The organism is Pseudomonas sp. WS 5503 (assembly GCF_012985385.1).
Lineage (GTDB): Bacteria > Pseudomonadota > Gammaproteobacteria > Pseudomonadales > Pseudomonadaceae > Aquipseudomonas > Aquipseudomonas paracarnis.
The window spans coordinates 67,293-92,329 of sequence record NZ_JAAQWI010000017.1; the positions used below are offsets into that span (position 1 = coordinate 67,293).

General features: G+C 60.9%; 18 protein-coding genes. 15 read left to right on the plus strand and 3 right to left on the minus strand.

Annotation, left to right across the window (positions count from 1 at the left end; translation table 11 throughout):
* Positions 1-15 precede the first annotated feature (15 nt).
* Positions 16-1,419 (plus strand): PLP-dependent aminotransferase family protein, encoded by a 1,404-nt coding sequence (locus HBO10_RS30350; RefSeq protein ID WP_034127380.1) that lies wholly within the window; start codon positions 16-18, stop codon positions 1,417-1,419.
* Positions 1,420-1,679: 260 nt separating this feature from the next.
* Positions 1,680-3,323, plus strand: coding sequence for a phosphoglucomutase (alpha-D-glucose-1,6-bisphosphate-dependent) (gene pgm / locus HBO10_RS30355; RefSeq protein WP_034127381.1), 1,644 nt, complete (start codon positions 1,680-1,682; stop codon positions 3,321-3,323).
* 114 nt (positions 3,324-3,437) lie between these two features.
* Here pgm and HBO10_RS30360 read toward each other — a convergent pair whose 3' ends face one another.
* Complete coding sequence (locus HBO10_RS30360) at positions 3,438-4,133, minus strand: pirin family protein (RefSeq protein ID WP_034127382.1); 696 nt, start codon at positions 4,131-4,133, stop codon at positions 3,438-3,440.
* 217 nt (positions 4,134-4,350) lie between these two features.
* On the opposite strand from HBO10_RS30360, the gene HBO10_RS30365 reads away from it, so the two are divergent.
* Positions 4,351-6,813, plus strand: coding sequence for a UvrD-helicase domain-containing protein (locus tag HBO10_RS30365; protein WP_034127383.1), 2,463 nt, complete (start codon positions 4,351-4,353; stop codon positions 6,811-6,813).
* 445 nt (positions 6,814-7,258) lie between these two features.
* On the opposite strand, the gene HBO10_RS30370 is transcribed toward HBO10_RS30365, so the two are convergent.
* Positions 7,259-7,531, minus strand: a complete 273-nt coding sequence (locus HBO10_RS30370; protein WP_014718395.1) for a DUF1652 domain-containing protein — start codon at positions 7,529-7,531, stop codon at positions 7,259-7,261.
* Between the two features lie 257 nt (positions 7,532-7,788).
* On the opposite strand from HBO10_RS30370, the gene HBO10_RS30375 reads away from it, so the two are divergent.
* Genes HBO10_RS30375 through HBO10_RS30390 form a run of 4 tightly spaced genes read left to right on the plus strand, consistent with a single transcriptional unit; the run spans position 7,789 to position 11,562 of the window.
* Complete coding sequence (locus HBO10_RS30375; protein ID WP_169922248.1) at positions 7,789-8,598, plus strand: helix-turn-helix domain-containing protein; 810 nt, start codon at positions 7,789-7,791, stop codon at positions 8,596-8,598.
* Positions 8,599-8,647: 49 nt separating this feature from the next.
* Positions 8,648-10,054, plus strand: a complete 1,407-nt coding sequence (locus HBO10_RS30380) for an FAD-dependent oxidoreductase (RefSeq protein ID WP_034127702.1) — start codon at positions 8,648-8,650, stop codon at positions 10,052-10,054.
* Between the two features lie 26 nt (positions 10,055-10,080).
* Positions 10,081-10,422 (plus strand): cupin domain-containing protein, encoded by a 342-nt coding sequence (locus tag HBO10_RS30385; protein ID WP_034127701.1) that lies wholly within the window; start codon positions 10,081-10,083, stop codon positions 10,420-10,422.
* Between the two features lie 60 nt (positions 10,423-10,482).
* Complete coding sequence (locus tag HBO10_RS30390; protein WP_034127700.1) at positions 10,483-11,562, plus strand: polyamine ABC transporter substrate-binding protein; 1,080 nt, start codon at positions 10,483-10,485, stop codon at positions 11,560-11,562.
* 34 nt (positions 11,563-11,596) lie between these two features.
* Here HBO10_RS30390 and HBO10_RS30395 read toward each other — a convergent pair whose 3' ends face one another.
* Positions 11,597-12,382 carry a helix-turn-helix transcriptional regulator gene (locus HBO10_RS30395; RefSeq protein ID WP_054898104.1) on the minus strand — a complete coding sequence of 262 codons (786 nt, stop codon included), beginning with the start codon at positions 12,380-12,382 and terminating at the stop codon, positions 11,597-11,599.
* A gap of 199 nt (positions 12,383-12,581) precedes the next feature.
* Between HBO10_RS30395 and HBO10_RS30400 the strand changes: the two genes are divergently transcribed.
* The 8 genes from HBO10_RS30400 (at position 12,582) to HBO10_RS30435 (ending at position 24,884) form a co-directional block, all read left to right on the plus strand.
* The gene (locus HBO10_RS30400; protein ID WP_034127698.1) at positions 12,582-13,946 is read left to right on the plus strand and encodes an APC family permease; all 1,365 of its coding nucleotides are present in this window, start codon (positions 12,582-12,584) and stop codon (positions 13,944-13,946) included.
* A 9-nt stretch (positions 13,947-13,955) separates the two neighbouring features.
* On the plus strand, positions 13,956-15,059 hold the full coding sequence (locus tag HBO10_RS30405) for a P1 family peptidase (protein WP_034127697.1): 1,104 nt from the start codon (positions 13,956-13,958) through the stop codon (positions 15,057-15,059).
* A gap of 369 nt (positions 15,060-15,428) precedes the next feature.
* A complete protein-coding gene (locus tag HBO10_RS30410) occupies positions 15,429-16,862 on the plus strand; it encodes a serralysin family metalloprotease (protein ID WP_054898106.1) in 1,434 nt (477 codons plus the stop codon).
* A gap of 48 nt (positions 16,863-16,910) precedes the next feature.
* Positions 16,911-17,279 carry a protease inhibitor Inh/omp19 family protein gene (locus tag HBO10_RS30415; protein ID WP_034127695.1) on the plus strand — a complete coding sequence of 123 codons (369 nt, stop codon included), beginning with the start codon at positions 16,911-16,913 and terminating at the stop codon, positions 17,277-17,279.
* Positions 17,280-17,379: 100 nt separating this feature from the next.
* Positions 17,380-19,131 (plus strand): type I secretion system permease/ATPase, encoded by a 1,752-nt coding sequence (locus tag HBO10_RS30420; RefSeq protein ID WP_034127694.1) that lies wholly within the window; start codon positions 17,380-17,382, stop codon positions 19,129-19,131.
* The gene (locus HBO10_RS30425; protein ID WP_034127693.1) at positions 19,128-20,441 is read left to right on the plus strand and encodes an HlyD family type I secretion periplasmic adaptor subunit; all 1,314 of its coding nucleotides are present in this window, start codon (positions 19,128-19,130) and stop codon (positions 20,439-20,441) included. The genes HBO10_RS30420 and HBO10_RS30425 overlap by 4 nt, the downstream gene beginning before the upstream one ends.
* A gap of 2 nt (positions 20,442-20,443) precedes the next feature.
* Positions 20,444-21,784, plus strand: coding sequence for a TolC family outer membrane protein (locus HBO10_RS30430; protein ID WP_034127692.1), 1,341 nt, complete (start codon positions 20,444-20,446; stop codon positions 21,782-21,784).
* A 142-nt stretch (positions 21,785-21,926) separates the two neighbouring features.
* Positions 21,927-24,884 (plus strand): autotransporter serine protease, encoded by a 2,958-nt coding sequence (locus tag HBO10_RS30435; RefSeq protein ID WP_034127691.1) that lies wholly within the window; start codon positions 21,927-21,929, stop codon positions 24,882-24,884.
* Positions 24,885-25,037: the final 153 nt, after the last annotated feature.

The window sequence follows — 25,037 nt, forward strand, 5'->3', positions numbered from 1 at the left end:
AACTGGTGATCAGCGATGAACCTGAGGGGAGAGCGACAGGCAGACTTTGCCTATCAGGCGGTGTATCGCTACATGATCAACCTGATCAATGAAGTCAGCCGGGAAGCACCGGTCAAGCTACCGTCCCTGCGCCAGTTGGCGACGCGGTTGAACGTGTCAATCTCGACGATTCAGTACGCTTACTCGCTGTTGGAAAAAGAAGGGCGAGTGTACTCGGTGGCCAAGTCCGGCTACTTCGCCTGGCCCGTGGCCGCAACCATGCCCATCATGGCGGGTACGGACTTGCTCGAGCGCTTGTATACAGCCGCCCGGCGCCCGGCGATGGTTGTGCTCAGCAATGATGAACCGGCGCTGTTGGGGTCCCTCGATGGCGCGTTGCTGGCGCTGGAGCGCCAACTGGTGCGCCGGTATCCCCATCATCTGCAACCGTCGCAACCTTGTGGCGTGTGGGAGTTGCGTGCTGCATTGGCAGCCCGTTATACCGCGTCGCCCACCCATTGTTGGCAAGCTGATGAGGTGTATATCGGTGCCGACCTTCAGGGCGTCCTGGAAATCCTCGTTGACGCCCTGGACCTTAAAGGCACGGTGGTGGTAGTTGAATCGCCGTGCGATTACCTGGTCCTGCGCCTGCTACAGGCCGCTGGCGTGCGGGTCATTGAATGGCCCTGGCGTGCCGACGGTCGCCCGGACTTGACCACATTGGAGCACCTGCTGCGTCATGAACCGGTGCACCTCGTGCTGCTCTCATCCGTGGTCAGCATGCCTTCGGGTAACGCCATGACCGACCCCGAGCGGCTGCACGTAGCGCGTCTGCTCGACCAGCACGGCTGCTGGTTGCTGGAGAACGATACCTTTGGTGACCTGAGCTTTGCGCCGCCCGGATCGGCCTTGCGCAGCCTGGTCAACCCAGAGCGGCTGATCGTGTTTTCTTCGTTCGAAAAGGTTTTGGGCCCGGAAGCGCCCTTTGGTTACCTGCTGGCGCGGCAGATGAGCAATGAATTGCAACGCCAGTTCTTGCTGCGTTCGTTTCGACTGTCCGCCATTCGTCAACGCGCCATTGCGCGGCTGTACGAAAGCGGTCGGTTCGACCAGCACCTTCACACGCTGCGCCAGCGCCTGCATGAGCAGGCGCACGCCATGAGTCACCGCTTGGATGCGCGTATGCAAGGGTGTGTGCATTACCGCATGCCCGTGGCCGGGGCGAGTTTTTGGTTGCAGTCGACGGCGCCGGTGGATATGCGCCTGGTGTTTCAGCGCATGCTCGCCCAGCAGGTGGTGATTGCCCCAGGCGAACTGTTCAGCCTCAGTGGTTTGCATCACCAGCATATGCGCTTGAGCCATACCTTCAGCGGCCATCCCAACCTGGACATCGCCCTGGATACGCTGGCGCAGACGCTCCTGCAGGCGCAGACCGAGTAGGAGCGAGCTTGCTCGCGAAAAACGTCAACGATAACGCGCGCTGCCTGAATAAACGCGGCGCCTGTGAGTTTTTCGCGAGCAAGCTCGCTCCTACAACTATCCAATGTGTGAGCCGGCTTGCCTGCGATAGCGGCCTGACAGCCGATCAGGATGTAGCGTATGAAATTTCTCTTCAGACCGTCGGATCGATACCGTCGCGCAGTAGTCCAAGTCCCAGTAAACTGTCATTTTTTCCGAATCCTTCTTTGCGAGGTTTATGCATGACTATCAGTCCTTTTGCGGGCAAGCCGGCACCAGCCCAGTTGCTGGTGGATATCCCGCGACTGGTCACGGCCTATTACACCGGCCAGCCTGATGCAGCGATCTCCACTCAGCGCGTGGCTTTTGGTACCTCCGGGCACCGTGGCAGTTCGTTCGAACTGAGTTTCAACGAGTGGCATGTGCTGGCTATCAGCCAGGCCATCTGCCTGTACCGCGAAGCGCAGGGCATTACCGGCCCGTTGTTTGTCGGCCTGGATACCCATGCATTGTCGACGCCAGCCGGTGCCAGCGCCTTGGAAGTACTGGCGGCCAACGGCGTGCACGTCATGCTGGCCGAGGGCGACGAGTACACGCCGACGCCGGCGATTTCCCACGCCATCATCTGCTACAACCGTGGCCGTACCAGCGGCCTGGCGGACGGTATTGTGATTACACCGTCCCACAACCCGCCGCAAAGTGGCGGCTACAAGTACAACCCGCCTAACGGTGGCCCGGCTGATACCCATGTCACCAAGTGGATCGAAGCCAAGGCCAACGAACTGCTTGCCAACAAGCTGGCCGGGGTCAAGCGCATCACTCACGCCCAGGCGCTCAAGGCCGACACCACCCATCGCCATGACTACCTCAACAGCTATGTGGCCGACCTGATCAATGTGATCGACATGGACGCGATCCGCAGCGCCGACCTGCGCTTGGGCGTGGACCCACTGGGCGGAGCAGGGGTGCGCTACTGGTCGGCGATTGCCGAGCACTACCGCTTGAACCTGGAGGTGGTGAATACCGAGGTCGACGCAACCTTCCGCTTCATGAGCGTCGACTGGGACGGCCAGATTCGCATGGACCCGTCTTCCAGCTATGCCATGCAAAGCCTGATCGGTCTCAAGGAGCGTTTCGACGTTGCCTTCGCCTGCGACCCGGACCACGACCGCCACGGCATCGTCACGCCTTCCGGTGGGTTGCTGGCGCCCAACAACTACCTGGCGGTGTCCATCGACTACCTGTTCCAGAACCGCCCGGACTGGCGTGTCGATGCGGCCGTGGGCAAGACCGTGGTCAGCAGCGGCCTGATCGACCGCGTCGCGGCGCGCATCGGCCGTCGCCTGTACGAAGTGCCGGTAGGCTTCAAATGGTTTGCCGATGGCTTGTTTGAAGGTTCGTTGGGGTTTGGCGGCGAAGAAAGCGCCGGTGCCTCGTTCCTGCGCAAGGACGGCAGCGTGTGGAGTACCGACAAGGACGGCCTGATTCCGGCCTTGCTGGCCGCGGAAATGACCTCGCGCAAAGGCCAGGACCCAAGCCAGATCTACCGTGGCTTGACCGATGCCCTGGGTGAGCCGTTCGCCATTCGCGTCGATGCCAAGGCCACTCCCGCGCAAAAAGCCCTGTTGGGCAAACTGTCACCGGAGCAGGTGACGTCCACGCAATTGGCCGGGGAGAGCATTCAACAGATCCTCAGCCATGCGCCGGGCAACAACCAGGCAATTGGCGGTTTGAAAGTCATGACCGAAAACGGCTGGTTTGCCGCACGGCCCTCGGGCACGGAGGACATCTACAAGATCTACGCCGAGAGCTTCATTGGCGAAGAACACCTCAAGCAACTGGTGGAGGAGGCGCAGGTGTTGGTTGACGGCGCGATCAGCCAATAACTCACACTGTATGTAGGAGCGAGCTTGCTCGCGAAAAACGTCAACGATAACGCGTGCTTCCTGAGTGAACGCGGTGCCGGTGAGTTCTTCGCGAGCAAGCTCGCTCCTACATGATCAGGCCAGGTCCACCAGCACGATTTCGCTGTCCTCGATTGCGGTCACCCGCAACACTTGTTCATCCTCAACCGCCACACCGTCTCGTGCCTGTGCCCGCACACCATTGACGTCAATCACGCCCGTGGCTGGCACCAAGTAGGCACGGCGACCGCTGTCCAACCGGTACTCCGCGCTTTCCCCGGCCTTCAGGTTCGCGGCCACCAAGCGTGCATCGGCACGAATCCGCAAGCTTTCACTGTCGCCAGCCTTGCCGCTGGCCAGCGTCACAAAGCCCTCGCGGTTGCCTTGCGGAAACGGTTTGGCGCCCCAGGACGGTGGCAAGCCGGCTTCATTGGGAATGATCCAGATCTGAAAGATCTTGGTTGGCGTGGCCTCCAGGTTGTATTCGCTGTGGGCAATGCCGGTTCCCGCGCTCATTACCTGCACATCGCCGGCTTCGGTGCGGCCTTTATTGCCCAGATTGTCGGCATGGCTGATGGCGCCTTCGCGCACATAAGTGATGATTTCCATGTCGCGGTGCGGATGTTGGGGAAAGCCGCTGCCGGGGGCGATGATGTCGTCGTTCCACACCCGCAGGTTGCCCCAGTGCATGCGCTGGGGGTCGTGGTATTCGGCAAAGGAAAAGTGGTGATGAGCGTCAAGCCAGCCATGGTGGGCGCCGCCCAGGCTGGTGAAAGGTCGAAGTTCAAGCATGATCGTCTCCTGTTGATGAGCCCATCATCCCGCAGCGCATGATCGATAAAAAGCGTAAAAAATGCCGGTTTATGATCCGTTTTTTCGATGATTATTCCCGGTGTTCACTTTCACTTCATCGCCTAACTGCATGACAGCAAAGCAATTGGCTGGAACTGAGCGGCGTTTCCGGCGACCATGGCGCCTTGGTCAAAACAAGCTCACCGCAGGAGTCCGCGTGTCGCAACAACAGCCTGATCTGCCCCCCGAACTGCGCCCCTTGGCTGAAATGCCGCTGTTGAAACGGCTGGCCGCGCGCCTGTTCGGCCATGGCCTCACCCGTTTGCGCGCGCAGCACAGGTTTTCCTGGTTACATGGCCAGGCCGACGGTTTTCGCAGTGGGCATGAGGCGGGCGTTGAATACGGTTACCGCGAGGGTAAGGCTGATGGCATCGAGGAAGGCCGGCAAGTCCTGCTGATTCGTGACTTTCGCCCTGATGAGCACAGCGCACCAGGCATAGATGACAGCCTGTTCGACGACTGGCGATTGCCGCTCACTGCAGAGGTGAAGAAGCGCATGAAGGCCGATGTCGCGCGCCTGCTGCCAGCCCATGCGCAGCCAAGCGCGGCGCAATGGAAGATGATCTTCAGCGACACCCCCTCGACCTCAGTGATTGCGGGTGCCGGCGCCGGCAAGTCGACGTCCTTGGTGCTGCGCATCCTGCTGCTCAGCCATTACCTGGGCTTTGAACTGAGTTCGATGACGGTGGTGACGTTCACCCGCGAGTCGCGCAAGGACTTCATCAACAAACTTATGGAAATTCTCAGCCTGTGGGGCCAACCCCTTGGCAGCAAGGAAGCCCAGGCGGTGGTGCGCACCTTTCACTCGCGCATCCTGCCCATGGTGCGCAGCCTGCCGGGCTTTGAACGGCTGCAGGCTTTTGAGAACCTCAGCGATGGTTTTGAAGACGCCGACAGCAACGCCTTCGACCTGCGTATCAGTGACGCCCAGCGGCAGCAGATGAACGCTTGTTATCACCGCTTGTATGGTCGCCATCAGCGTTTTCGCGAGTTGATTGCCCCCTTGGCCCGTCATGGTCTCCAGCTCAAAGAGCTAGAACGCGATCATCCGGACGTGCAAAAGCGCATGGCCGTGACTGAATTGGCGGCCAAGCGCGATGAAGAACTCTGTGATGTGATCGAAGACCTATGGTTTCGCGCCGGTGCCTGGCCGATCAAGGGCATCGAACCCAGCCGTCAGACCTTTGAAATCAACGGCGGGCAATTTCATTGCCACGGCTACATCCGGGAGCTGGATGCCTGGGTGGTGCTGGGGTTCGATGGGCGCGAAAATTCTCAAATCAGTCGGCCGAACTCGAAACTCTCGGTGCGCGCGGAATGGGCGGTAAAGCGCACGTTGTTTCAAGCTTTCTGTAATAAGCCACTGATATGGCTGGATAATTACGAATCTTCAAAGCGTCTTTTGAGCAGCCTGGGTGGCGATGCCACGGCCGGGCCGGGCTTTGATTACAAGGTTAAAGGTGAACTCGCTTCGGCCCCCCTGTTGGACAGTTTTGTCATGGCGGCCGGGTTTATCGAGAACCTCGGCCTGGATGTGCCTACGGCGGTTGGCCAGATGAGCTTCGCCAAGGACGACCCGGACCGGCTGTTCTTCGAGGCCCTGAGCATCTTCTGGAAGGCGCTGGAAGATCACCTGCTGGAGCAGTCGCCGCCGATCATGACCTACAACCGGATGTTTTCCCTGTTTGGTGAAAACACCCCTGAGAACCTCAAGCTGCTGAGTGATCCCTTGCTGCGGCCGATGTCGCACCTGATGATCGATGAATTCCAGGACGTATCGCCGCAGATCGTGTCCTGGATCCGCGCCAGCCTGCGGGAAATTCGCAGCCGTGGGCCGGCCATGCACGTCGGGCGCGGTGCGCAACGCTCATCGTTGCTGTGCGTGGGGGACGACTGGCAATCCATCTACGGCTGGCGTGGCAGTTCGCCCAAGTACTTCATGGAGTTCAACAAGGAGTTCGTTTCGCCCAGCACCACCCGCGTGATGCTGGGGGAGAACTACCGCAGCCACCAGCACATCATCGACGCTGCCGAACATATCGTCCGTAGCGCGCCGGCCATCCCCGGCAAAAAGGCCAGGGCCAGTGGCGAGCCCAAGGCGCTGGTGCCCGTAACGGTGTTGGAACGTGACGACGCGGCACTGGCGCAGCGGTTGCTGGAGCATTATCAGCGGGGCGATTCAATCCTGATGCTTTATCGAAGAAGTAGCGATAAGTTATTGATTGGCGAGCATATTCAGTCTGTAGTTAATGTGGATTCTAGCTTGGCGCCTCAGGCGCGCAGGTTGAAACAGCTGACGTATCACAGTGCCAAGGGGCTGCAGGCGGACGCGGTATTTTTGCTGGGCGATTGTCAGCATGTCACCAGCTCGCCGTACAAGAACCAGGTGTATCGCATGGCGGGCTTGGGTAAGGATGGCGACAGCGAGCCTTATGACAATGCCCAGAGAGACGAAGTGTTGCGACTGGCCTATGTGGGGATTACCCGGGCGGTCAGCCATTGTTATTGGTATGTGGAAAAGCCGGAAGGCCAGGGTGTGAATGTGCCCAGGGCGTCTGAGCGGGTGGATGGCAGGAAGGTGTTTTTTGATGATCAGCGTGCAGTGAAGGGGGCTGGCTGACCTTCGATGAAGGCCCGACGCCGACGCGTCTCTACCTGACAACACGGGGTCGAACATGTGGGAGCTGGCTTGCCTGCGATTGCGGCCTGACAGTCAGCACAATTGGATTGTGTACATATCCATTCCTGCGGTAACGGCCACTTAGGGTTCCGCTCAACAGCGGGTCACTTTTGGAAAGGCCCAAAAGTAACCAAAAGGCCTTCGCCCCACCACTCGGCACCTCGCCTAGGCTCGGTGTGCCCGAACGCAGGCTTGAATCCGTGGGCCGCCGCCACGCGCCATCCATGGCGCGGGGCGGCTAACCCGGCGTCCTGCCGGGTTACCCACGAATTCAAGCCTGCGTTCGGCCAGCGTGGTTTAACGGGGTGCCTGAGATCAAGATCAAGAGCGGCTCGCTTCGCATCGTGGTTACCGTCAAAGTGGGCGTTATTACGCTATTGCCGCCTCACGCCCGCAACGAAACCGGCGGCACGAAACTCTCCAATTCATCCTCCACGGCCTCGATGATGCGCTCCACATCAGCCGCGTTCATCACCGTAGCGCACGGGATCCCCGCGATGGCGATCAATGTCTCGCCGCTGGCCCGGTCGAACAGGCGGGCGATCATGCTGCCGGGGGCGTCCATGCTGCCCTCGAAGCCCATCGGGTGAAAATGCCAGCGCATCAGCTGGCAGGCGTTGGGAAATGTCACTTTGTTCATGTTGCCCACCTTGTTCATTGAGCGCTTCCTTTAGCTCGCGGCAGGGGCCAGGACCTTCACTGGTCATGACAGCTAAGGGCTTAAAAATAGCATTCGTTCGCAACTGCAAGGTGACTTTTTTCGGCCCGTTCGGCGGTTCTTTCGCCTGGTTTTGATATAGATCATGTCCTACAAAGGAATAGGCAAAAGGCCATTAGTCAGACGCTCGATCTGACCATTGAAGGGAAGGGTAAAGTTCGGCATTCTCGAGCATTTTCTCCGCCGTAGAGCCCGATATGTCCGACATCGCTCCAGACGATGAGTGTCACAATTCCCACGCTACCGGCGCGCTGGTGCTGCGCCATCACCTGTGCTGGCGACATCGCGATCTGGACGGGGTGATGGCTTACTACCACCCCGAGATCCAGTACCACGATTTCTTCCAGAACCGTGTGGTGGGCTATGCCGAGTTGCGCGAGTACTTGCAGGCCAGCATGCCCCGTGAGGCAGATGAAGCGATTGAGCACACTGATCGCATCCGAGCCGATGGCGATACCGCGTTTATCCAGTACCGCATTACCTTGCGTGGCGGCCAGGGCCTGGTGTCGTTTCGTACCAGTGAGGCCATTACGGTGCGCGACGGGTTGATCTGGCGGGTGCATGAATATGCGTCCCTGGTGCACGAGCAACCGACCCAGGCGCTGCGTACCACGGTCAGCCGCCTGGGTTTGTCGCCCCAGCAGTTGGGTTATATGGCCAATGACCTGCAACAATATTTCGAGCGTCAGCAGCCGTACCTGGACCCGGACTTGGACCTGCAGCGGGTCGCCAAGGCCTGTGGCTACAGTCGCAACCAGATGTCCTACCTGCTGAACCAGGTGCTGGGGCAGAGCTTCTATCGCTACGTCAACCAGGCGCGACTCCAGCATGTACTGGCCGCGCTGGATCACGCCACCGCGCCGGTCAAAGTCGATGAGTTGGCCTTTGCCGCCGGTTTCAATTCACTCTCGGCGTTCTACAGCGTTTTTCGCCAGCACACCGGGCAATCGCCCAAGGCGTACCTCAAACAAATTTCTGTGCGTGCACGCGCGCAAGACAGCCCCTGACGCTGCACTCTAGGATCGGCCCTATCGAACCGAGGTAGGGGAACCTGGCATGCCGGCATGGCGCAGTATCAGTTTATGGATGGACCAGTTGGACGACCCGCTGGTAGCGCGCCCGTCGCTGGAGCACGACCTGGACGTCAATGTGGCGATTATCGGCGCCGGCTATACCGGCCTGTGGACCGCCTATTACCTGAAGCGCCAGGCCCCTGAGCTGAAAATTGCAATCATCGAGGCGCAAACGGCCGGTTTCGGTGCATCCGGGCGCAATGGTGGCTGGTTGATGGGCAACCTCTTGGGAGAAGACCGTCTGCTGGCTGAGCTTGCCCCCCAGCAGCGTCGCGCTTCGTTTGACCTCTTGCATGGCATTCCTGATGAAGTGGCACAGGTGCTGGTCCGCGAAGGCATTGACTGCGACTACCGCAAAGGCGGCGCCTTGTATTGCGCCGCACGCTACCCCGAGCAGGAAGGCAGCCTGCGCCGCTATCTGGACAAGCTGTACGCCCAGGGCCTCACCGAAGACGACTACCGCTGGCTCAGCCCGCAGCAATTGGCCGAGCAGGTCCGCATTGCCAAGCCTTATGGCGGCATCTATGCCCCCCACGTCGCGACGATCAACCCGGCGAAGCTGGTGCGTGGCCTGGCGCGGGCGGTTGAAAGCCTGGGCGTGACCATTTACGAAAACAGCCCCGTGACCCATTGGCAGTCCGGCAGCCTGCGCACTGCCAAGGCCTGCGTGCGCGCCGCCTGGGTGGTGCCTGCTGTCGAGGGTTACGCCAATACCTTGCCGCCGTTGGGCCGCTACCAGTTACCGGTGCAGAGCTTGATCGTCGCCACCGAACCGCTGCCGGCCAGCACCTGGGAGGGCATCGGGCTCAGCCAGGGCCAGGCCTTTGGCGAGAGCAGCCGACAAGTCACCTACGGCCAGCGTACGGCCGACAATCGCCTGGTGTTCGGCGCCCGTGGTGGCTATCAATTTGCCGGCAAGTTACGGCACAACTTCGACCTGACGGACAGCGAAGTAGAGTTGCGTCGCTACCTGTTTGGTGAACTCTTCCCACAGCTGAAAAAGGCCAGGATTACCCACTCCTGGGGCGGCAACCTGGGCATGTCGCGCCGTTTTCGTCCGCACATGCTCTGTGACCACGCCACTGGCATCGCATTGTCCGGCGGTTATGGCGGGGAGGGCGTGGGCGCCACCAACCTCGGCGGCCGTACCCTGGCCGACTTGATCCTGGGCCGCGACACCCCGTTGACCCGACAACCCTGGGTGATTCGCGAAGGCGGACTCCAGGCGCTCAAGGCCTGGGAGCCGGAGCCGTGCCGCTGGCTGGGTTACAACGCGATCATTCGCAGTTTTGTCCATGAAGACCAGGTGTTGGCCAACCCCAACACCCCGCCCTGGCGCCGCAAGCTGGCAACCGGCGTTGCCGGTTTCATGGAAGGCTTCATGCACTGACTCGTTCCACCCACAGGGGAAAACCCATGAGCATTACGCAATTCAAAGACACGCTGAACACCGCTCTGCCAGATTCATCACCGGTGGCGGTGCCCCTGGGCGCGCCCATCGCCGTGGCCTCGACCCTGAGCGTGGAGCGCAACGACGGGGTCGAGACCGGCATCTGGGCCTGCACCCCGGGGCGCTGGCGTCGGCAGATCAAGTCCCAGGAGTTTTGCCATTTCATCCAAGGGCGCTGCACCTTCACGCCTGACAACGGGGAAACCCTGCACATACAAGCCGGTGACGCACTGATGTTGCCAGCCAATAGCACCGGTATCTGGGATATCCAGGAAACCGTGCGCAAGACCTACGTCCTGATTCTGTAACGCTTTGATCCTTGATCGCCTGCCATAAAAACAGCCCTAAAACCGCCAGGAAATCGAACCATGAAAGCCATTGCCCTGTTGCCCTTGATGTTGCTGGCTACTATCAGCCAGGCTGCCGAGACCGTGAAGATCTATAACTGGTCGGACTACATCGCACCGGACACCACCAGGAATTTCCAAAAAGACACCGGCATCGGTTTCACCTATGACCTGTACGACAGCAACGAAACCCTCGATGGCAAGCTGATGACCGGTAAATCGGGTTACGACGTGGTGTTTCCCTCCAACCATTTCATGGCTCGGCAGATCCAGGGCGGCGCCCTTAAAAAGCTCGACAAGAGCCAGCTGCCCAACTGGAAAAATCTCAACCCGGTGCTGCTCAAGGCCGTAGAAAACAACGACCCTGGCAATGCTCACGGCTTTCCGTACCTGTGGGGCAGCACCGGCATTGGCTACAACATCGACAAGGTCAAGGCGGTACTCGGCGACAACGCCCCGGTGGACTCCTGGGACTTGATCTTCAAGCCGGAAAACATGGCCAAGCTGCAAAAGTGCGGGGTCGCCATCCTCGACAACGGCCCCGAATTGCTGCCGGCCGCGCTCAATTACCTGGGCTTGCCGCACCACAGCAAAAAAGCCGAGGACTACAAGAAGGCCGAAGCCCTGCTGATGCAAGTGCGGCCTTACGTGGCGTATTTTCATTCCTCGAAATACACCGCCGACCTGGCCAATGGCGATATCTGTGTAGCCGTCGGTTTCTCCGGCGACATCCTGCAGGCCGAAAGCCGCGCCAAGGAAGCCAGGAACGGCGTGAATATCGGCTACAACATTCCCAAGGAAGGCGCGGCGATCTGGTTTGACATGGTCGCCATGCCCGCCGACGCGCCGGATGAGAAAGCCGGCTATGCCTTCATGAACTATCTGCTGCGCCCCGACGTGATGGCGAGTGTCACCAACTACGTGCACTACGCTAACGGCAACGCGGCGGCCGACAGCCTGGTAGACCCGGCGATCAAGGCCGACACCAAGGTGTATCCGAGCCCGGAGATGATGGGCAAGCTGTTTGCACTGCAAGCCATGCCGTTGAATATCGACCGGGTGCGTACTCGGGTATGGAATACCATACGGACGGGGCGTTGACAGGCGCCAACCACGCTTTCAGCTCGAATGAGGTTTATGGGTTCTCCAGGTCATGCCCCAATGACTGGATGAATAGTGAAAACAACTCGGGCTGCGACGAAATGTCCAGCTTGGCGTACAGATGCCTGCGGTGCACTTTTACGGTGTCCGGCGAGATCTTCAAGCGTTCGGCCATGGCCTTGGAGGAGAACCCTCGCAACACCAGCCGGGCGATTTCCAGCTCGCGGTCCGACAGCACACCGCTGCCGAAATGACTCAGGGCATCGCGAATCTGGCTGTCCATGGCCGGTGCCCGCTGGGTGCTTTGCTGCCAATGCTGGTGCATGAGCGGCAACACCCACGCCGACAGCGTGGTCAACAGCCCGGTTTCTTCGAAGCTGAAGCGCCGCTGCATGCCCAGCGACAGCGACAGCGTGCCCACGCCGGGCAGTTGCAGGATCACTTGCACTTCGTCTTCCAGCACATTGTCGTGGAAGTAATTGAGGAAGTACTCACTCTGGCGAAAATGGTCCGGCGCCACTTCCTCCAGGCGGTATACGCCGCTGGCATAGTTTTCGCGGCAAGCCTGGTAAAACGGGTCGAGCAGGTACAGGCCGTTGAGGTACACCAGCATTGACGCCGGCTTGCTGCTGGGTTGGGCGTCGTACTCCTCCAGGGCCTGGGGCGGGCCATCCAGCGGGTAGAAAATCGCCAGGGCATTATCGAAGGGCAAGCACTGGTGCAATAACAGCACCAGTTGCTTCCAGAACCGCTCGGTGCCGATCTGTGACAGGGTGCGGCCCAACCCCGCGTGCATACCGATTTCCCGGAACAGGCTCATCTCAACATCCCCACCCTCAAATGATCGGCCAAGGGTTAGGCTTCTGCAGGGCACCGTCAAGGGGAGTACGCCAATAGGGGAATTGGCCGGCAGCCCCACCAGCCGATAACGTCGACACTGTCCAACGGGAAGCATATCCCGAGGAACAATCATTTTTCGTTTCTGCCTCACACCAAAAACAACGACAGAGGATAACGATATGAGTGCCACCCCCGCGCCCGATGGCGTGCTCAAGCCCACCCTGAGCGTCTTTGATGTCGTGGCGATTACCGTTTCAGCGGTAACGCCGGCCAGTTCCGTCTTCGTGATCGCCCCGTTTGCCATCCAGCAGGCGGGCAGTGGCGTGTTCCTGGCGTTTGTGATGGCGGCGTTGCTCGCGTTGATGTTCGCCTTCTGTTACGCCGAACTCGGCCGCGCCCATAACAGCGCCGGTGGCGAGTATGTGTATGCCAAGCGCGTGTTTGGTGGCATGGCCGGTTACGCCACCTTCCTGACGGTGTTGGTGATGTTGCTGTTTATCCCGCCGGTATTGGCGACCGGTGCGGCGACTTACCTGAATAACGCTCTCGGCACGACATTCGATTCGCAAACCGTCGCCCTGGTGATCGTGGTGTGCAGCTACGCCCTGGGCATCCTCAACATCAAGCTCAACGCCTGGATCACCGGCACCTGCCTGCTATTGGAAGTGGCGGCGTTGCTGGTGATTGTGGTGATCGGCTTCGGTAACCCGGTGCAACCGGCCAGTGTGTTGTTGCAGCCGCAGATCGTCGAAAACGGCGTGTTGCACCTGGCACCCTGGGCCTTGGTGATCGGCGCCGTCGGCATCGGCCTGTTCTCGTTCAACGGCTACGGCCCGGCGGTGTTGCTGGCCGAAGACATGAAGTGCGGCGGCAAGGGCGTGCACAAGGCGGTGCTATGGTCGTTGGGGTTGGTGGTGGTCATCGAGTTGGTGCCGATCACTGCGCTGTTGATCGGCGCGCCGTCCCTGAGCGCAATGATCAGCAGCCCCGACCCGATCGGCTATCTGTTGACCAGTCATGGCAATGAAACCTTGTCGCGGCTGGTGAGTGCCGGGATTTTCCTGTCGGTGTTCAACGCCATCGTTGCCATCGTGATCCAGATTGGCCGCGTGGTGTTCAGCAGCGGTCGCGATGCGCTGTGGACGCCGAGTATCAACAAGCTGTTCACGCGTATTCACCCGCGCTGGGACTCGCCGTGGCTGGCGACGCTGTTCCTGGCGATACCCTCGGCGCTGTTGAGCTTCAGTTCTAACCTGGCCGACCTGACCTCGTTCAGCGTGTTGCTGATCATGCTGGTGTACCTGGTAGTGGCGCTGAGCGCGCTGATGAGCCGGGTGCTGCTGCGTGATCGCGAGCATCCCTATCGCATGCCGTTATGGCCGCTGCCGGCATTGCTGGCGGTACTGGGTGCCGGTTACCTGCTGGTCACCTTGATCCTGGAGGCCTCGGTACGCGACATCATGATTATCATCGGCTTGCTGGCCCTGTCGGTGATCTTGTATTGCATCAGTGGCCGGTTGAGTCCGGCGTTCCAGAAACTGTAAGGAGTGGGTATGCGTGCACGTCAATTGGGCATTACGTTGGGGTTGGGCATGCCCGGCGAATTGAATGCCATCACCGATGTTCCCGGGGTTCGCGTCGGTCACTCGACGGTCAAGGCCTGTGTTGACGGTAAGCAGGTGCGCACCGGCGTCACGCTGGTCCAGCCGCGAGCCGGGGAAGCGCGGCAGCAACCGTGTTTTGCCGGCTACCACGTGCTCAACGGTAACGGCGACGCCACGGGCCTTGAGTGGATCAGCGAGGCGGGGCTGTTGACCACGCCGATGGCCATCACCAACACCCACAGTATCGGGGTGGTGCGCGACAGCCTGATCGCCCTGGAGCGCGAGCGCCTGGCGGACCCTGCGGTGTACTGGTGCATGCCGGTGGTCATGGAAACCTACGATGGCCTGCTCAACGATATCTGGGGCCAGCACGTGCGCCCAGAGCATGTGCGCCAGGCTCTGGACCAGGCCGAAAGCGGCCCGGTGCAGGAAGGCGCGGTGGGCGGTGGTACCGGCATGATTTGCCACGAGTTCAAGGGCGGCATCGGCACGGCGTCACGGCGGTTGCCAGCAGAGCAGGGCGGCTGGACTGTCGGCGTACTGGTGCAGGCCAACCATGGCAAGCGCCAGGAGCTGCGGGTCGATGGCTACCCGGTGGGCCGTCACTTGATGGGCATTGCTTCGCCCTTTGCCGAGCGAGGCACCCCTGGCATGGGCTCCATTGTGGTGATCATCGCCACGGACGCCCCCTTGCTGCCCCACCAATGCCAGCGCCTGGCACAGCGCGCGTCCATCGGCATTGCGCGCACCGGTGGCGGCACCGAGGATTCCAGCGGCGACCTGTTCCTGGCGTTTGCCACCGGCAACCGTGATTTGCCGCCAGCCGACTATGGGCGCAAGGACCTGCCCCTCAGCACCGGGTTGCAGATGGTCAACAACGACCATATTTCGCCGCTGTTCAGCGCGGCGGCAGAGGCGGTGGAGGAGGCGATCATCAACGCCATTCTGGCAGGTGAAGACATGACCACCCAAGACGGCGTCGAGGTGCCGGGCCTGGCTGGCGAAACCCTCTTGGCAGCCCTGCAACAGTGTGGCTGGAGTATGTCCCGGTAATGGGGGACAGCGCACTTTAATAGTGCGAATAGTGGCTCTTTAATGTTGCTAATGACACCGTGACAATATATTGGATCCATTAATCAAGTGAGCCGTTCGCTTAGAGCGGCTTTACTTGTATTTAATATTTAAATAGTGGTGTGCGCCGATTCGGCCACATAAACGCAACGGCCCCCAATAAACACTGCGTGGGACTTCCGCAACTTGAACCTGCGTCACAATTGTGCGATGGAAATAGATGTAGACGAAAGATTTCAAGTTGTGTCAGTTTTCTTACGCCTTCAAAAGAGGTGAGTGATAGGACTATCCTCGCCCGCGAGGTTCCTATCGAACAAAGACTGATGCACTTGCAAACAAGGAAGTACGTTTATGTCAAAAGTAAAAGACAAGGCTATTGTATCTGCCGCGCAAGCCAGCACTGCTTACTCGCAAATCGATAGCTTCAGCCATTTGTATGACCGTGGCGGTAATCTCACGGTCAATGGCAAACCGTCCTACACCGTGGACCAGGCAGCGACCCAGCTGCTGCGGGATGGTGCTGCGTACCGGGACTTTGATGGCAACGGCAAGATCGATCTGACCTACACCTTCCTCACCTCGGCTACCCAGAGCACCATGAACAAACATGGCATCTCGGGGTTCAGCCAATTCAACACCCAGCAGAAAGCACAGGCCGCACTGGCCATGCAATCCTGGGCGGATGTTGCCAACGTGACCTTTACCGAAAAGGCTTCCGGCGGTGACGGCCACATGACCTTCGGCAACTACAGCAGCGGCCAGGACGGCGCCGCGGCCTTCGCTTACCTGCCCGGTACCGGTGCAGGCTACGACGGCACTTCGTGGTACCTGACCAACAATAGCTACACGCCGAACAAGACCCCGGACCTGAACAACTATGGCCGGCAGACCCTGACCCACGAAATCGGCCACACCCTGGGCCTGGCTCACCCTGGCGACTACAACGCCGGGAACGGCAACCCGACCTATAACGACGCAACCTATGGACAGGACACGCGTGGCTATAGCCTCATGAGTTACTGGAGCGAGAGCAACACCAACCAGAACTTCAGCAAAGGCGGCGTCGAGGCTTACGCTTCCGGCCCGCTGATCGACGACATTGCGGCGATCCAGAAGCTCTACGGTGCCAACTTCAACACCCGCGCCACTGACACCACCTACGGGTTCAACTCCAACACCGGGCGTGATTTCCTCAGCGCCACTTCCAATGCCGACAAGCTGGTGTTTTCGGTATGGGACGGTGGCGGCAACGACACCCTGGACTTCTCCGGTTTCACCCAGAACCAGAAGATCAACCTCACTGCCACCTCGTTCTCTGATGTGGGCGGCCTGGTGGGCAACGTGTCCATCGCCAAGGGCGTCACCATCGAGAACGCGTTCGGCGGTTCGGGTAACGACCTGATCATTGGTAACCAGGTTGCCAACACCATCAAGGGCGGGGCCGGCAACGACCTCATCTACGGCGGCGGCGGTGCAGACCAGCTGTGGGGCGGCGCTGGCAGCGACACTTTCGTGTACGGTGCCAGTTCCGACTCCAAGCCAGGGGCTGCGGACAAGATCTTCGACTTCACCTCCGGTTCGGACAAGATCGACCTGTCCGGTATCACCAAGGGTGCGGGCGTGACCTTCGTCAACGCATTTACCGGGCATGCCGGCGATGCTGTACTGACCTATGCCTCAGGTACCAACCTGGGCACCTTGGCAGTGGACTTCTCCGGGCACGGCGTGGCGGATTTCCTCGTCACCACCGTTGGCCAGGCGGCTGCCAGTGACATCGTAGCCTGATGCAAAGCGCGCGGTGCTTCGGCACCGCGCTCCAGGCTGGAGTTGGATATGCCACGGTTTTCCCCTTTGATCGCCTGTGTTGTGCAGGTGTTGTTCGTGTCGGCAGGAGCCCACGCAATGGCTAGCAGTCTTGTATTACCCACCTCCGCGCAGCTTGCCGGGCAGTGGGAACTGAAGCAGCAGGATCAGGTGTGCGCGCTGAAGTTAGTGGAGCAAGCCAACGCCCTGGAGGGCGATATTGCCTGTGCCGAGCAATGGCTGGGCGACAAGCCGCAGACATGGTCACCCACGCCGGATGGTATCTGGCTGTTTAACGCTGATGGCTCTGGGATCACCCATTTGAATCGCCAGAAAGAGGGCGACTATCAAGCCCGCACTAAAGCAGGCGAAGTTGTAACCCTGCAACGAAAACTTTAATTAAAAGTTATAAGCATATAACTCGATTTGTTAGGCGGCCGTACCCTACTCGGTAGGGGTGACCCTTTTGCGTAATTCGCTGCAAGGAAAAACAATTAATATGGCGAAGTCCCATGGGGTGGCGCCCTTATTCAGGGCGCTGGGTGAATACAAAAGTATTTTGATCAGCGTTGGCTGTTTCACGGCATTGATTAACCTGTTAATGCTGGTGCCCTCGATTTACATGCTGCAAGTGTATGACCGTGTGCTGTCCTCCCAGAATGAAACCACCCTGGTGATGTTGACGCTGATGGTCGTGGGCTTCTTTGCGTTTATCGGCCTGCTGGAAGTGGTGCGCAGCTTCATCGTGATCCGCATTGGCAGCCAGTTGGAGCGACGTTTCAACTTGCGCGTGTACAAGGCCGCCTTCGAGCGCAACTTGCAGCGTGGCCAGGGGCATGCCGGGCAATCCTTGGGCGACCTGACTGCTTTGCGCCAATTCATCACGGGGCCTGCGCTGTTCGCATTCTTTGATGCGCCATGGTTCCCGATCTACCTGTTCGTGATTTTCCTGTTCAACGTGTGGCTCGGCGTGCTGGCCACGGCCGGCGCGGTACTGTTGATTGGCCTGGCGTGCCTTAACGAATACCTGACCAAAAAGCCATTGGGCGAGGCCAGCGGTTTTTCGCAGCAGTCGACCCAACTGGCCACCAGCCATTTGCACAACGCCGAAACCATCCAGGCCATGGGCATGCTTGGTGCGCTGCGCCAACGCTGGTTTGGCGTGCATTCGCAGTTCCTGGGTTTGCAGAACAAGGCTAGCGACACCGGTTCGATCATCACCTCGTTGAGCAAATCCCTGCGCCTGTGCCTGCAATCCTTGGTGCTGGGCCTGGGCGCCTACCTGGTGATCAAAGGTGACATGACCGCCGGGATGATGATCGCAGGCTCCATCTTGATGGGCCGCGTACTCAGCCCCATCGACCAATTGATTGCAGTGTGGAAGCAATGGAGCTCGGCCAAGCTGGCCTACCAGCGCCTCGACGAACTGCTGCGCGAATTCCCGCCAGAGGTCGAGCACATGGCTTTGCCTGCGCCCCACGGCCAGGTCAGTTTCGAGCAGGTCAGCGCCGGCCCGCCGGGGCGACGCATGGCGACCCTGCATCAGGTCAGCTTCAACCTGGCTGCCGGCGAAGTGCTGGGCGTGCTGGGCGCGTCGGGCTCCGGCAAGTCCACCCTGGCTCGCGTGCTGGTGGGCGTATGGCCGACCCTGGCCGGCACCGTGCGCTTGGACGGCGCGGATATTCACCGCTGGAACCGCGACGACCTCGGCCCGCATATCGGCTATTTGCCCCAGGACATCGAGCTGTTCAGCGGCAGCATCGCCGACAACATCGCGCGCTTTCGCGAGGCCGACCCGGAGCTGGTGGTCAAGGCCGCACAACAGGCCGGTGTGCATGAATTGATCCTGCGCCTGCCTCAGGGTTACGACACCGTGCTGGGCGACAACGGCGGTGGCTTGTCCGGCGGCCAGAAACAGCGGGTCGCCCTGGCTCGCGCCCTGTACGGCGGGCCGCGGCTAATCGTACTGGACGAACCCAACTCCAACCTCGACACCGTCGGCGAAGCCGCATTGGCCAGCGCCATCATGCAAATGAAAGCCCAGGGCAGCAGCGTGGTGCTGGTCACCCATCGTTCCTCGGCATTGGCCCAGGCCGACAAATTGCTGGTGCTCGGCGAAGGCCAACTGCAAGCGTTCGGGCCCAGCCAGGAGGTGCTGCGGGCGTTGTCCGGGCAGCAGGAAGCGCCGAAAGAAAAAACCGGTGTCAGTTTCAGTCGTCAGTACCAGGCCGGAAGGAATCCAGGCGCATGAGCAGCCTTACCGTTGAACCTCAAATCAAAGAACGCGATGCCGGCTTTTTCGTAAAAATGGGCTGGGTGATGACCATTGTCGGTGCCGGTGGGTTTTTCCTCTGGGCCAGCCTTGCACCGTTGGACCAAGGCATCCCGGTACAAGGCACCGTGGTGGTGTCGGGCAAGCGCAAGGCGGTACAAACCTTCAGCCCCGGTGTGGTCAGCCGCATCCTGGTAAAAGAGGGCGAACTGGTCAAGCAAGGCCAGCCGCTGTTCCGTCTTGACCAGACCCAGAACCAGGCCGATGTGCAATCGCTGCAAGCCCAGTACCGCATGGCCTGGGCCAGCGTGGCGCGCTGGCAGAGCGAGCGTGACAACCTGCCCGGTATTACCTTTCCTGCTGAGCTGAGCGCCAATCCCGATTCGGCCCTGATGCTGGTGCTGGAAGGTCAGCGCCAGTTGTTCAGCAGCCGTCGCGACGCGTTTGCCCGTGAACAAGCCGGGATCCGCGCCAGTATCGAGGGGGCTACCTCTCAGTTAAGTGGTATGCGCCGTGCCCGCAGTGACTTGACCGCCCAGGCCCAATCCCTGCGTGCGCAACTGAGCAACCTGCAACCTTTGGCTGACAACGGCTATATCCCGCGCAACCGGCTGATGGACTATCAGCGCCAGTTGTCCCAGGTGCAGCAGGACCTGGCGCAAAACGCCGGGGAAAGCGGCCGGATAGAGCAGGGCATTGTCGAATCGCGCCTCAAGTTACAGCAGCACAGCGAGGAGTATCAGAAGGAAGTGCGCAGCCAACTGGCCGACGCGCAACTGCGCGCCCTGACCCTTGAGCAACAACTGACCTCCGCCGGCTTCAATCTGCAACACAGCGAAATCAACGCGCCGGCCGATGGCATCGCGGTCAACCTCAGCGTGCATACCGAAGGCGCCGTGGTGCGCGCCGGTGAAACCTTGTTGGAGATCGTGCCCCAGGGCACACGCCTGGAAGTGGAAGGGCACCTGCCGGTGCATTTGGTGGACAAGGTCGGCACGCACTTGCCGGTCGACATCCTCTTCACCGCCTTCAACCAGAGCCGCACGCCACGGGTGCCGGGCGAAGTCAGCCTGATCTCCGCCGACCAGATGCTCGATGAAAAAACCGGGGCGCCGTATTACGTGCTGCGCACCAGCGTCAGCGAAGCGGCCATGGAAAAACTCAACGGCCTGGTGATCAAGCCCGGCATGCCCGCCGAGATGTTCGTGCGTACTGGCGAGCGTTCCTTGCTCAATTACCTGTTCAAGCCGCTGCTGGACCGCGCCGGCTCCGCGTTGACCGAGGAATGAGCATGAAGCCAGTGTTCATTTCGCTGTTGCTGGTGTGTGGCAGTGCCCAGGCAGCCATGGGGCCCTTCGATGTGTATGAGCAGGCGCTGCGCAACGACCCGGTGTTCCTGGGCGCCATCAAGGAGCGCGACGCCGGCCTGGAAAACCGCACCATTGGCCGCGCCGGCTTGCTGCCGCGGCTGTCCTACAACTACAACAAGGGCCGCAACAACTCCGAAGCGCACCTGCCTGACGGGCGCGGCGGCAGTTACCGCGACGACCGCAACTACAACAGCTACGGCTCGACCTTCAGCCTGCAACAGCCGCTGTTCGATTACGAAGCCTATGCCAACTACCGCAAGGGCGTAGCCCAGGCGCTGTTTGCCGATGAAAGCTTTCGCGACAAGAGCCAGGCGTTGCTGGTGCGGGTGTTGAGCTATTACACCCAGGCGCTCTTTGCCCAGGACCAGATCGACATCGCCAGGGCCAAGAAGAAGGCGTTCGAACAACAGTTCCAGCAGAACCGGCATCTGTTCCAGCAAGGCGAGGGCACTCGCACCGATATCCTGGAAGCCGAGTCGCGCTACGAGTTGGCCACCGCCGAAGAGATCCAGGCCCTGGATGAGCAGGACGCCTCGCTCCGGGAGCTGGGCGCGTTGATCGGCGTGCAAAGCGTCAACATCAGCGATCTGGCACCCCTGAACCAGAGCTTCGCCGCGTTCACCCTGACCCCGGCCAACTACGACACCTGGCATGAGTTGGCGCTGACCAACAACCCTGTGCTGGCGTCGCAACGCCAGTCCCTGGAAGTGGCGCGCTATGAAGTGGAACGCAACCGCGCCGGGCATTTGCCGCGAATCACCGCGTATGCCACCTCGCGCAAGCAGGAGTCCGACAGCGGCAACACTTATAACCAGCGCTACGACACCAACACCATCGGCGTCGAAGTAAGCATGCCGCTGTATGCCGGTGGCGGTATCTCGGCTTCCACCCGCCAGGCCAGCCGCGCGATGGAGCAGGCCGAGTACGAGCTGGAGGGCAAGACCCGCGAAACCCTGATCGAACTGCGTCGCCAGTTCAGCGCGTGCTTGTCAGGCGTGAGCAAGTTGCGCGCCTATCAGAAAGCGCTGGCATCCGCGGAGGCGCTGGTGGTGTCGACCAAGCAAAGCATCCTCGGCGGCGAGCGCGTCAACCTCGACGCACTGAACGCCGAACAGCAGTTGTACAGCACCCGCCGCGACCTGGCCCAGGCCCGTTATGACTACTTGATGGCCTGGACCAAATTGCACTACTACGCGGGCAACTTGCGCGATACCGACTTGGCCAAAGTGGACGAAGCCTTCGGCCCGGATGGAAAACTGTAGGAGCGCGTGTTTTGTGGCGAGGGAGCTTGCTCCCGCTCGACAGCGAAGCTGGAGCCGGCTTTTTTAGGGAGCGCTTCGCACTCCAGCGGGAGCAAGCTCCCTCGCCACAGGGCAGGGAATAACAATAATAGGGAGTGTGCACATGATCACCGATTCACCGCGTTTCAAACCCTTCACCGCAGGTTCCTTGCTCTTGCTGTCCGTTGCGGCACAGGCGCAATACACCGAGACCGGCCAGCCGGGTAACCCCGCCAGTTGGCGCTCGGCCGAGTACCAGAGCGACTGGGGCCTGGGCCGCATGAAAGCCGATGAAGCCTACGCCGCCGGGATCAGCGGCCAAGGCGTGAAAATCGGCGCGCTGGACTCAGGGTTCGATGCCAATCACCCCGAAGCCTCCAAAGACCGTTTCCACCCGGTCACCGCCACTGGCACCTATGTCGATGGCAGCGCCTTCAGCACCACGGGCGCGCTCAACCCGAACAATGATTCCCACGGCACCCACGTCACCGGCACCATGGGCGCCGCCCGCGACGGCGTGGGCATGCATGGCGTGGCCTACAACGCGCAAGTTTTTGTGGGCAACACCAACGCCAACGACAGCTTCCTGTTCGGCCCGACGCCAGACCCCAAATACTTCAAGACCGTGTACACCGCTTTGGTGGACTCCGGCGTGCGCGCCATCAACAACAGCTGGGGCAGCCAGCCAAAGGACGTCAGCTACCAGACCCTGGACAACATGCACGCGGCGTACGCCCAGCATTACAACCGTGGCACCTGGCTGGACGCGGCAGCGGACGTGGCCAAGGCTGGCGTGATCAATGTGTTCAGCGCCGGCAACAGCGGCTATGCCAACGCGAGCGTGCGCTCGGCCTTGCCGTATTTCCAGCCGGAACTGGAAGGCCACTGGCTTGCCGTGTCCGGGCTGGACAAGGCCAATAACCAGAAATACAACAAGTGCGGCATTGCCAAGTACTGGTGTATTTCTACCCCCGGCGCGCTGATCAACAGCACCATTCCCGACGGTGGTTACGGGGTCAAGTCCGGCACCTCGATGGCAGCGCCCCATGCCACCGGCGCGTTGGCGCTGGTGATGGAACGTTATCCCTACATGACCAACGAGCAAGCCTTGCAGGTGCTGCTGACCACCGCCACGCAGCTCGACGGCTCGATCACCCAGGCGCCCAATGCGATTGTCGGCTGGGGTGTGCCTGACCTGGGCCGGGCGATGCATGGCCCGGGGCAATTGCTCGGGCCTATGGAGGTGAACCTGGCCGCCGGGCAGGGCGATGTGTGGAGCAATGGCATCTCCGACCAGGCGCTGCTTCAGCGCCAGGCCGAGGACCGCGCCGAACACACTGCCTGGCAGCAAACCCTGATCGACAAGGGCTGGCAAAACGGCGTGGGCGCCACTGCCAGCCAGCAGGACCAGACCGATTACGCCATTGGCAGCGCCCGCGACCAGGCCGCTGCCAACCGCGTGTACGAGGGCAGCCTGATCAAGGCCGGTGCCGGCAGCCTGCTGCTCAGCGGCGACAGCACCTATCGCGGTGCGACCCTCGTCAACGGTGGTCTGTTGGCCGTCAATGGCTCGCTGGCTTCGGCAGTGACGGTGAATGACAGCGGCACCCTCGGCGGTTCCGGGCGTATCGCCGCGTTGTCGGTAAACAACGGCGGCCGTGTGGCCCCGGGCAATTCCGTGGGCACCTTGCAAGTGGCAGGGGACGTAAACCTCGGCGCCGGCTCTACCTATGCCGTGGAGCTGACGCCTACCAGCAGCGACCGTATTGTCGCGGGCGGCAAGGCGGTCTTGGGCGGCGGCACCGTCACCTTGGCGCTGGAAAACAGCCCGACCTTGCTCAGCCAGAGCCAGGCCCAAAGCCTGATTGGCCGGCAGTACTCGATTCTCGAGGCGGCGGGCGGTATCCAGGGCCAGTTCGGGCAAGTGCTGCCCAACTACCTGTTCCTCGGTGGCACCCTCGACTACGCCGCCAATGCCGTGCAACTGAATGTTGGGCGCAATGGCGCCAGCTTCGCCAGCGTCGGCGCCACCCGCAACCAGCGCAACGTTGCGGCGGCGGCCGAGCAATTGGGCGCTGGCAACCCAGTGTATGAAAGCCTGCTGCAGTCGCAGTCAGCCGCCACCGCCCAGCAGGGTTTGCAGCAACTGTCCGGGGAAATCTACCCCGCCGTGGGTGCGATGCTGATCAACGACAGCCTGCAACTGCGTAATGCCGTGGGCGAGCGCCTGCGCCATGTGCCAGTGACCGGTGAAAGCAACCTGTGGTTCAAGGCGCTGGGCGCCTGGGGCAAGACCGACAGCCGCACTGAAACGGCGGGTTCCACCACCTCCATCGGTGGCCTGTTGGCCGGCGTGGATGGCGCGCTGGATGAGCAGACCCGCGTGGGTGTGGTCGCCGGCTACAGCGACAGCTCGCTGAATATGGGCAGCGGTACCCATTCATCGGCGTCCATCGACAGCTACCACTTTGGCGCGTACGCCGGGCGCGAGCTGGGTGACTGGCGCCTGAGCGTCGGCGGTGCCTACAGCTGGCATCGCGGCGACGTGAAGCGTGACCTGCAATGGGGTGATGTCAGCGGCAAGCAAAAAACCAAGCTGGACGCGACCACGGCGCAAGTCTTCACCGAAGCCGCGTACCGCATCCGCCTGCAAGCGGTGGCCCTGGAGCCGTTTGCCAACCTGGCCTATGTGCATCTGAACAGCGAGTCCTTTCACGAAAAAGGCGACGGCGCTGCCCTGGAACGCGGCAGCGACCGGCGTGATGCAGTGCTTAGCACCCTTGGCGTGCGTGCCTTGAAAACCCTGGCCCTCAATGACCACCAGCAACTGGACCTATCCGGTTCGTTGGGCTGGCAACACAGCCTGACGGCGGTGGAGTCCGAAGAGCACCTGGCGTTTGTCGCAGGCGGGCCTTCATTCGCGGTGCGCAGTGCACCGTTGCTGCGCGATGCCGCCCTGGTGGGCGTGCAGGCCAGCCTGGCGCTGAATGCATCGACACGGGTCAACCTGGACTACAACGGCCAACTGGGTGGGCGCGCGAAAACCCAGGGCGTGGGCTTGAGCCTGAACTGGCAGTTCTGAATACACCGCGAACCTGATCGTTCCCACGCTCCGCTGATCGTTCCCACGCTCCGCGTGGTAACGCCTCTTGTAACGCTCCGCGTCACGCTTTGGGACGCAGAGCGTCCGGGGCCGCATTGCCACGCGGAGCGTGGGAACGATCAGCGGCGGTGT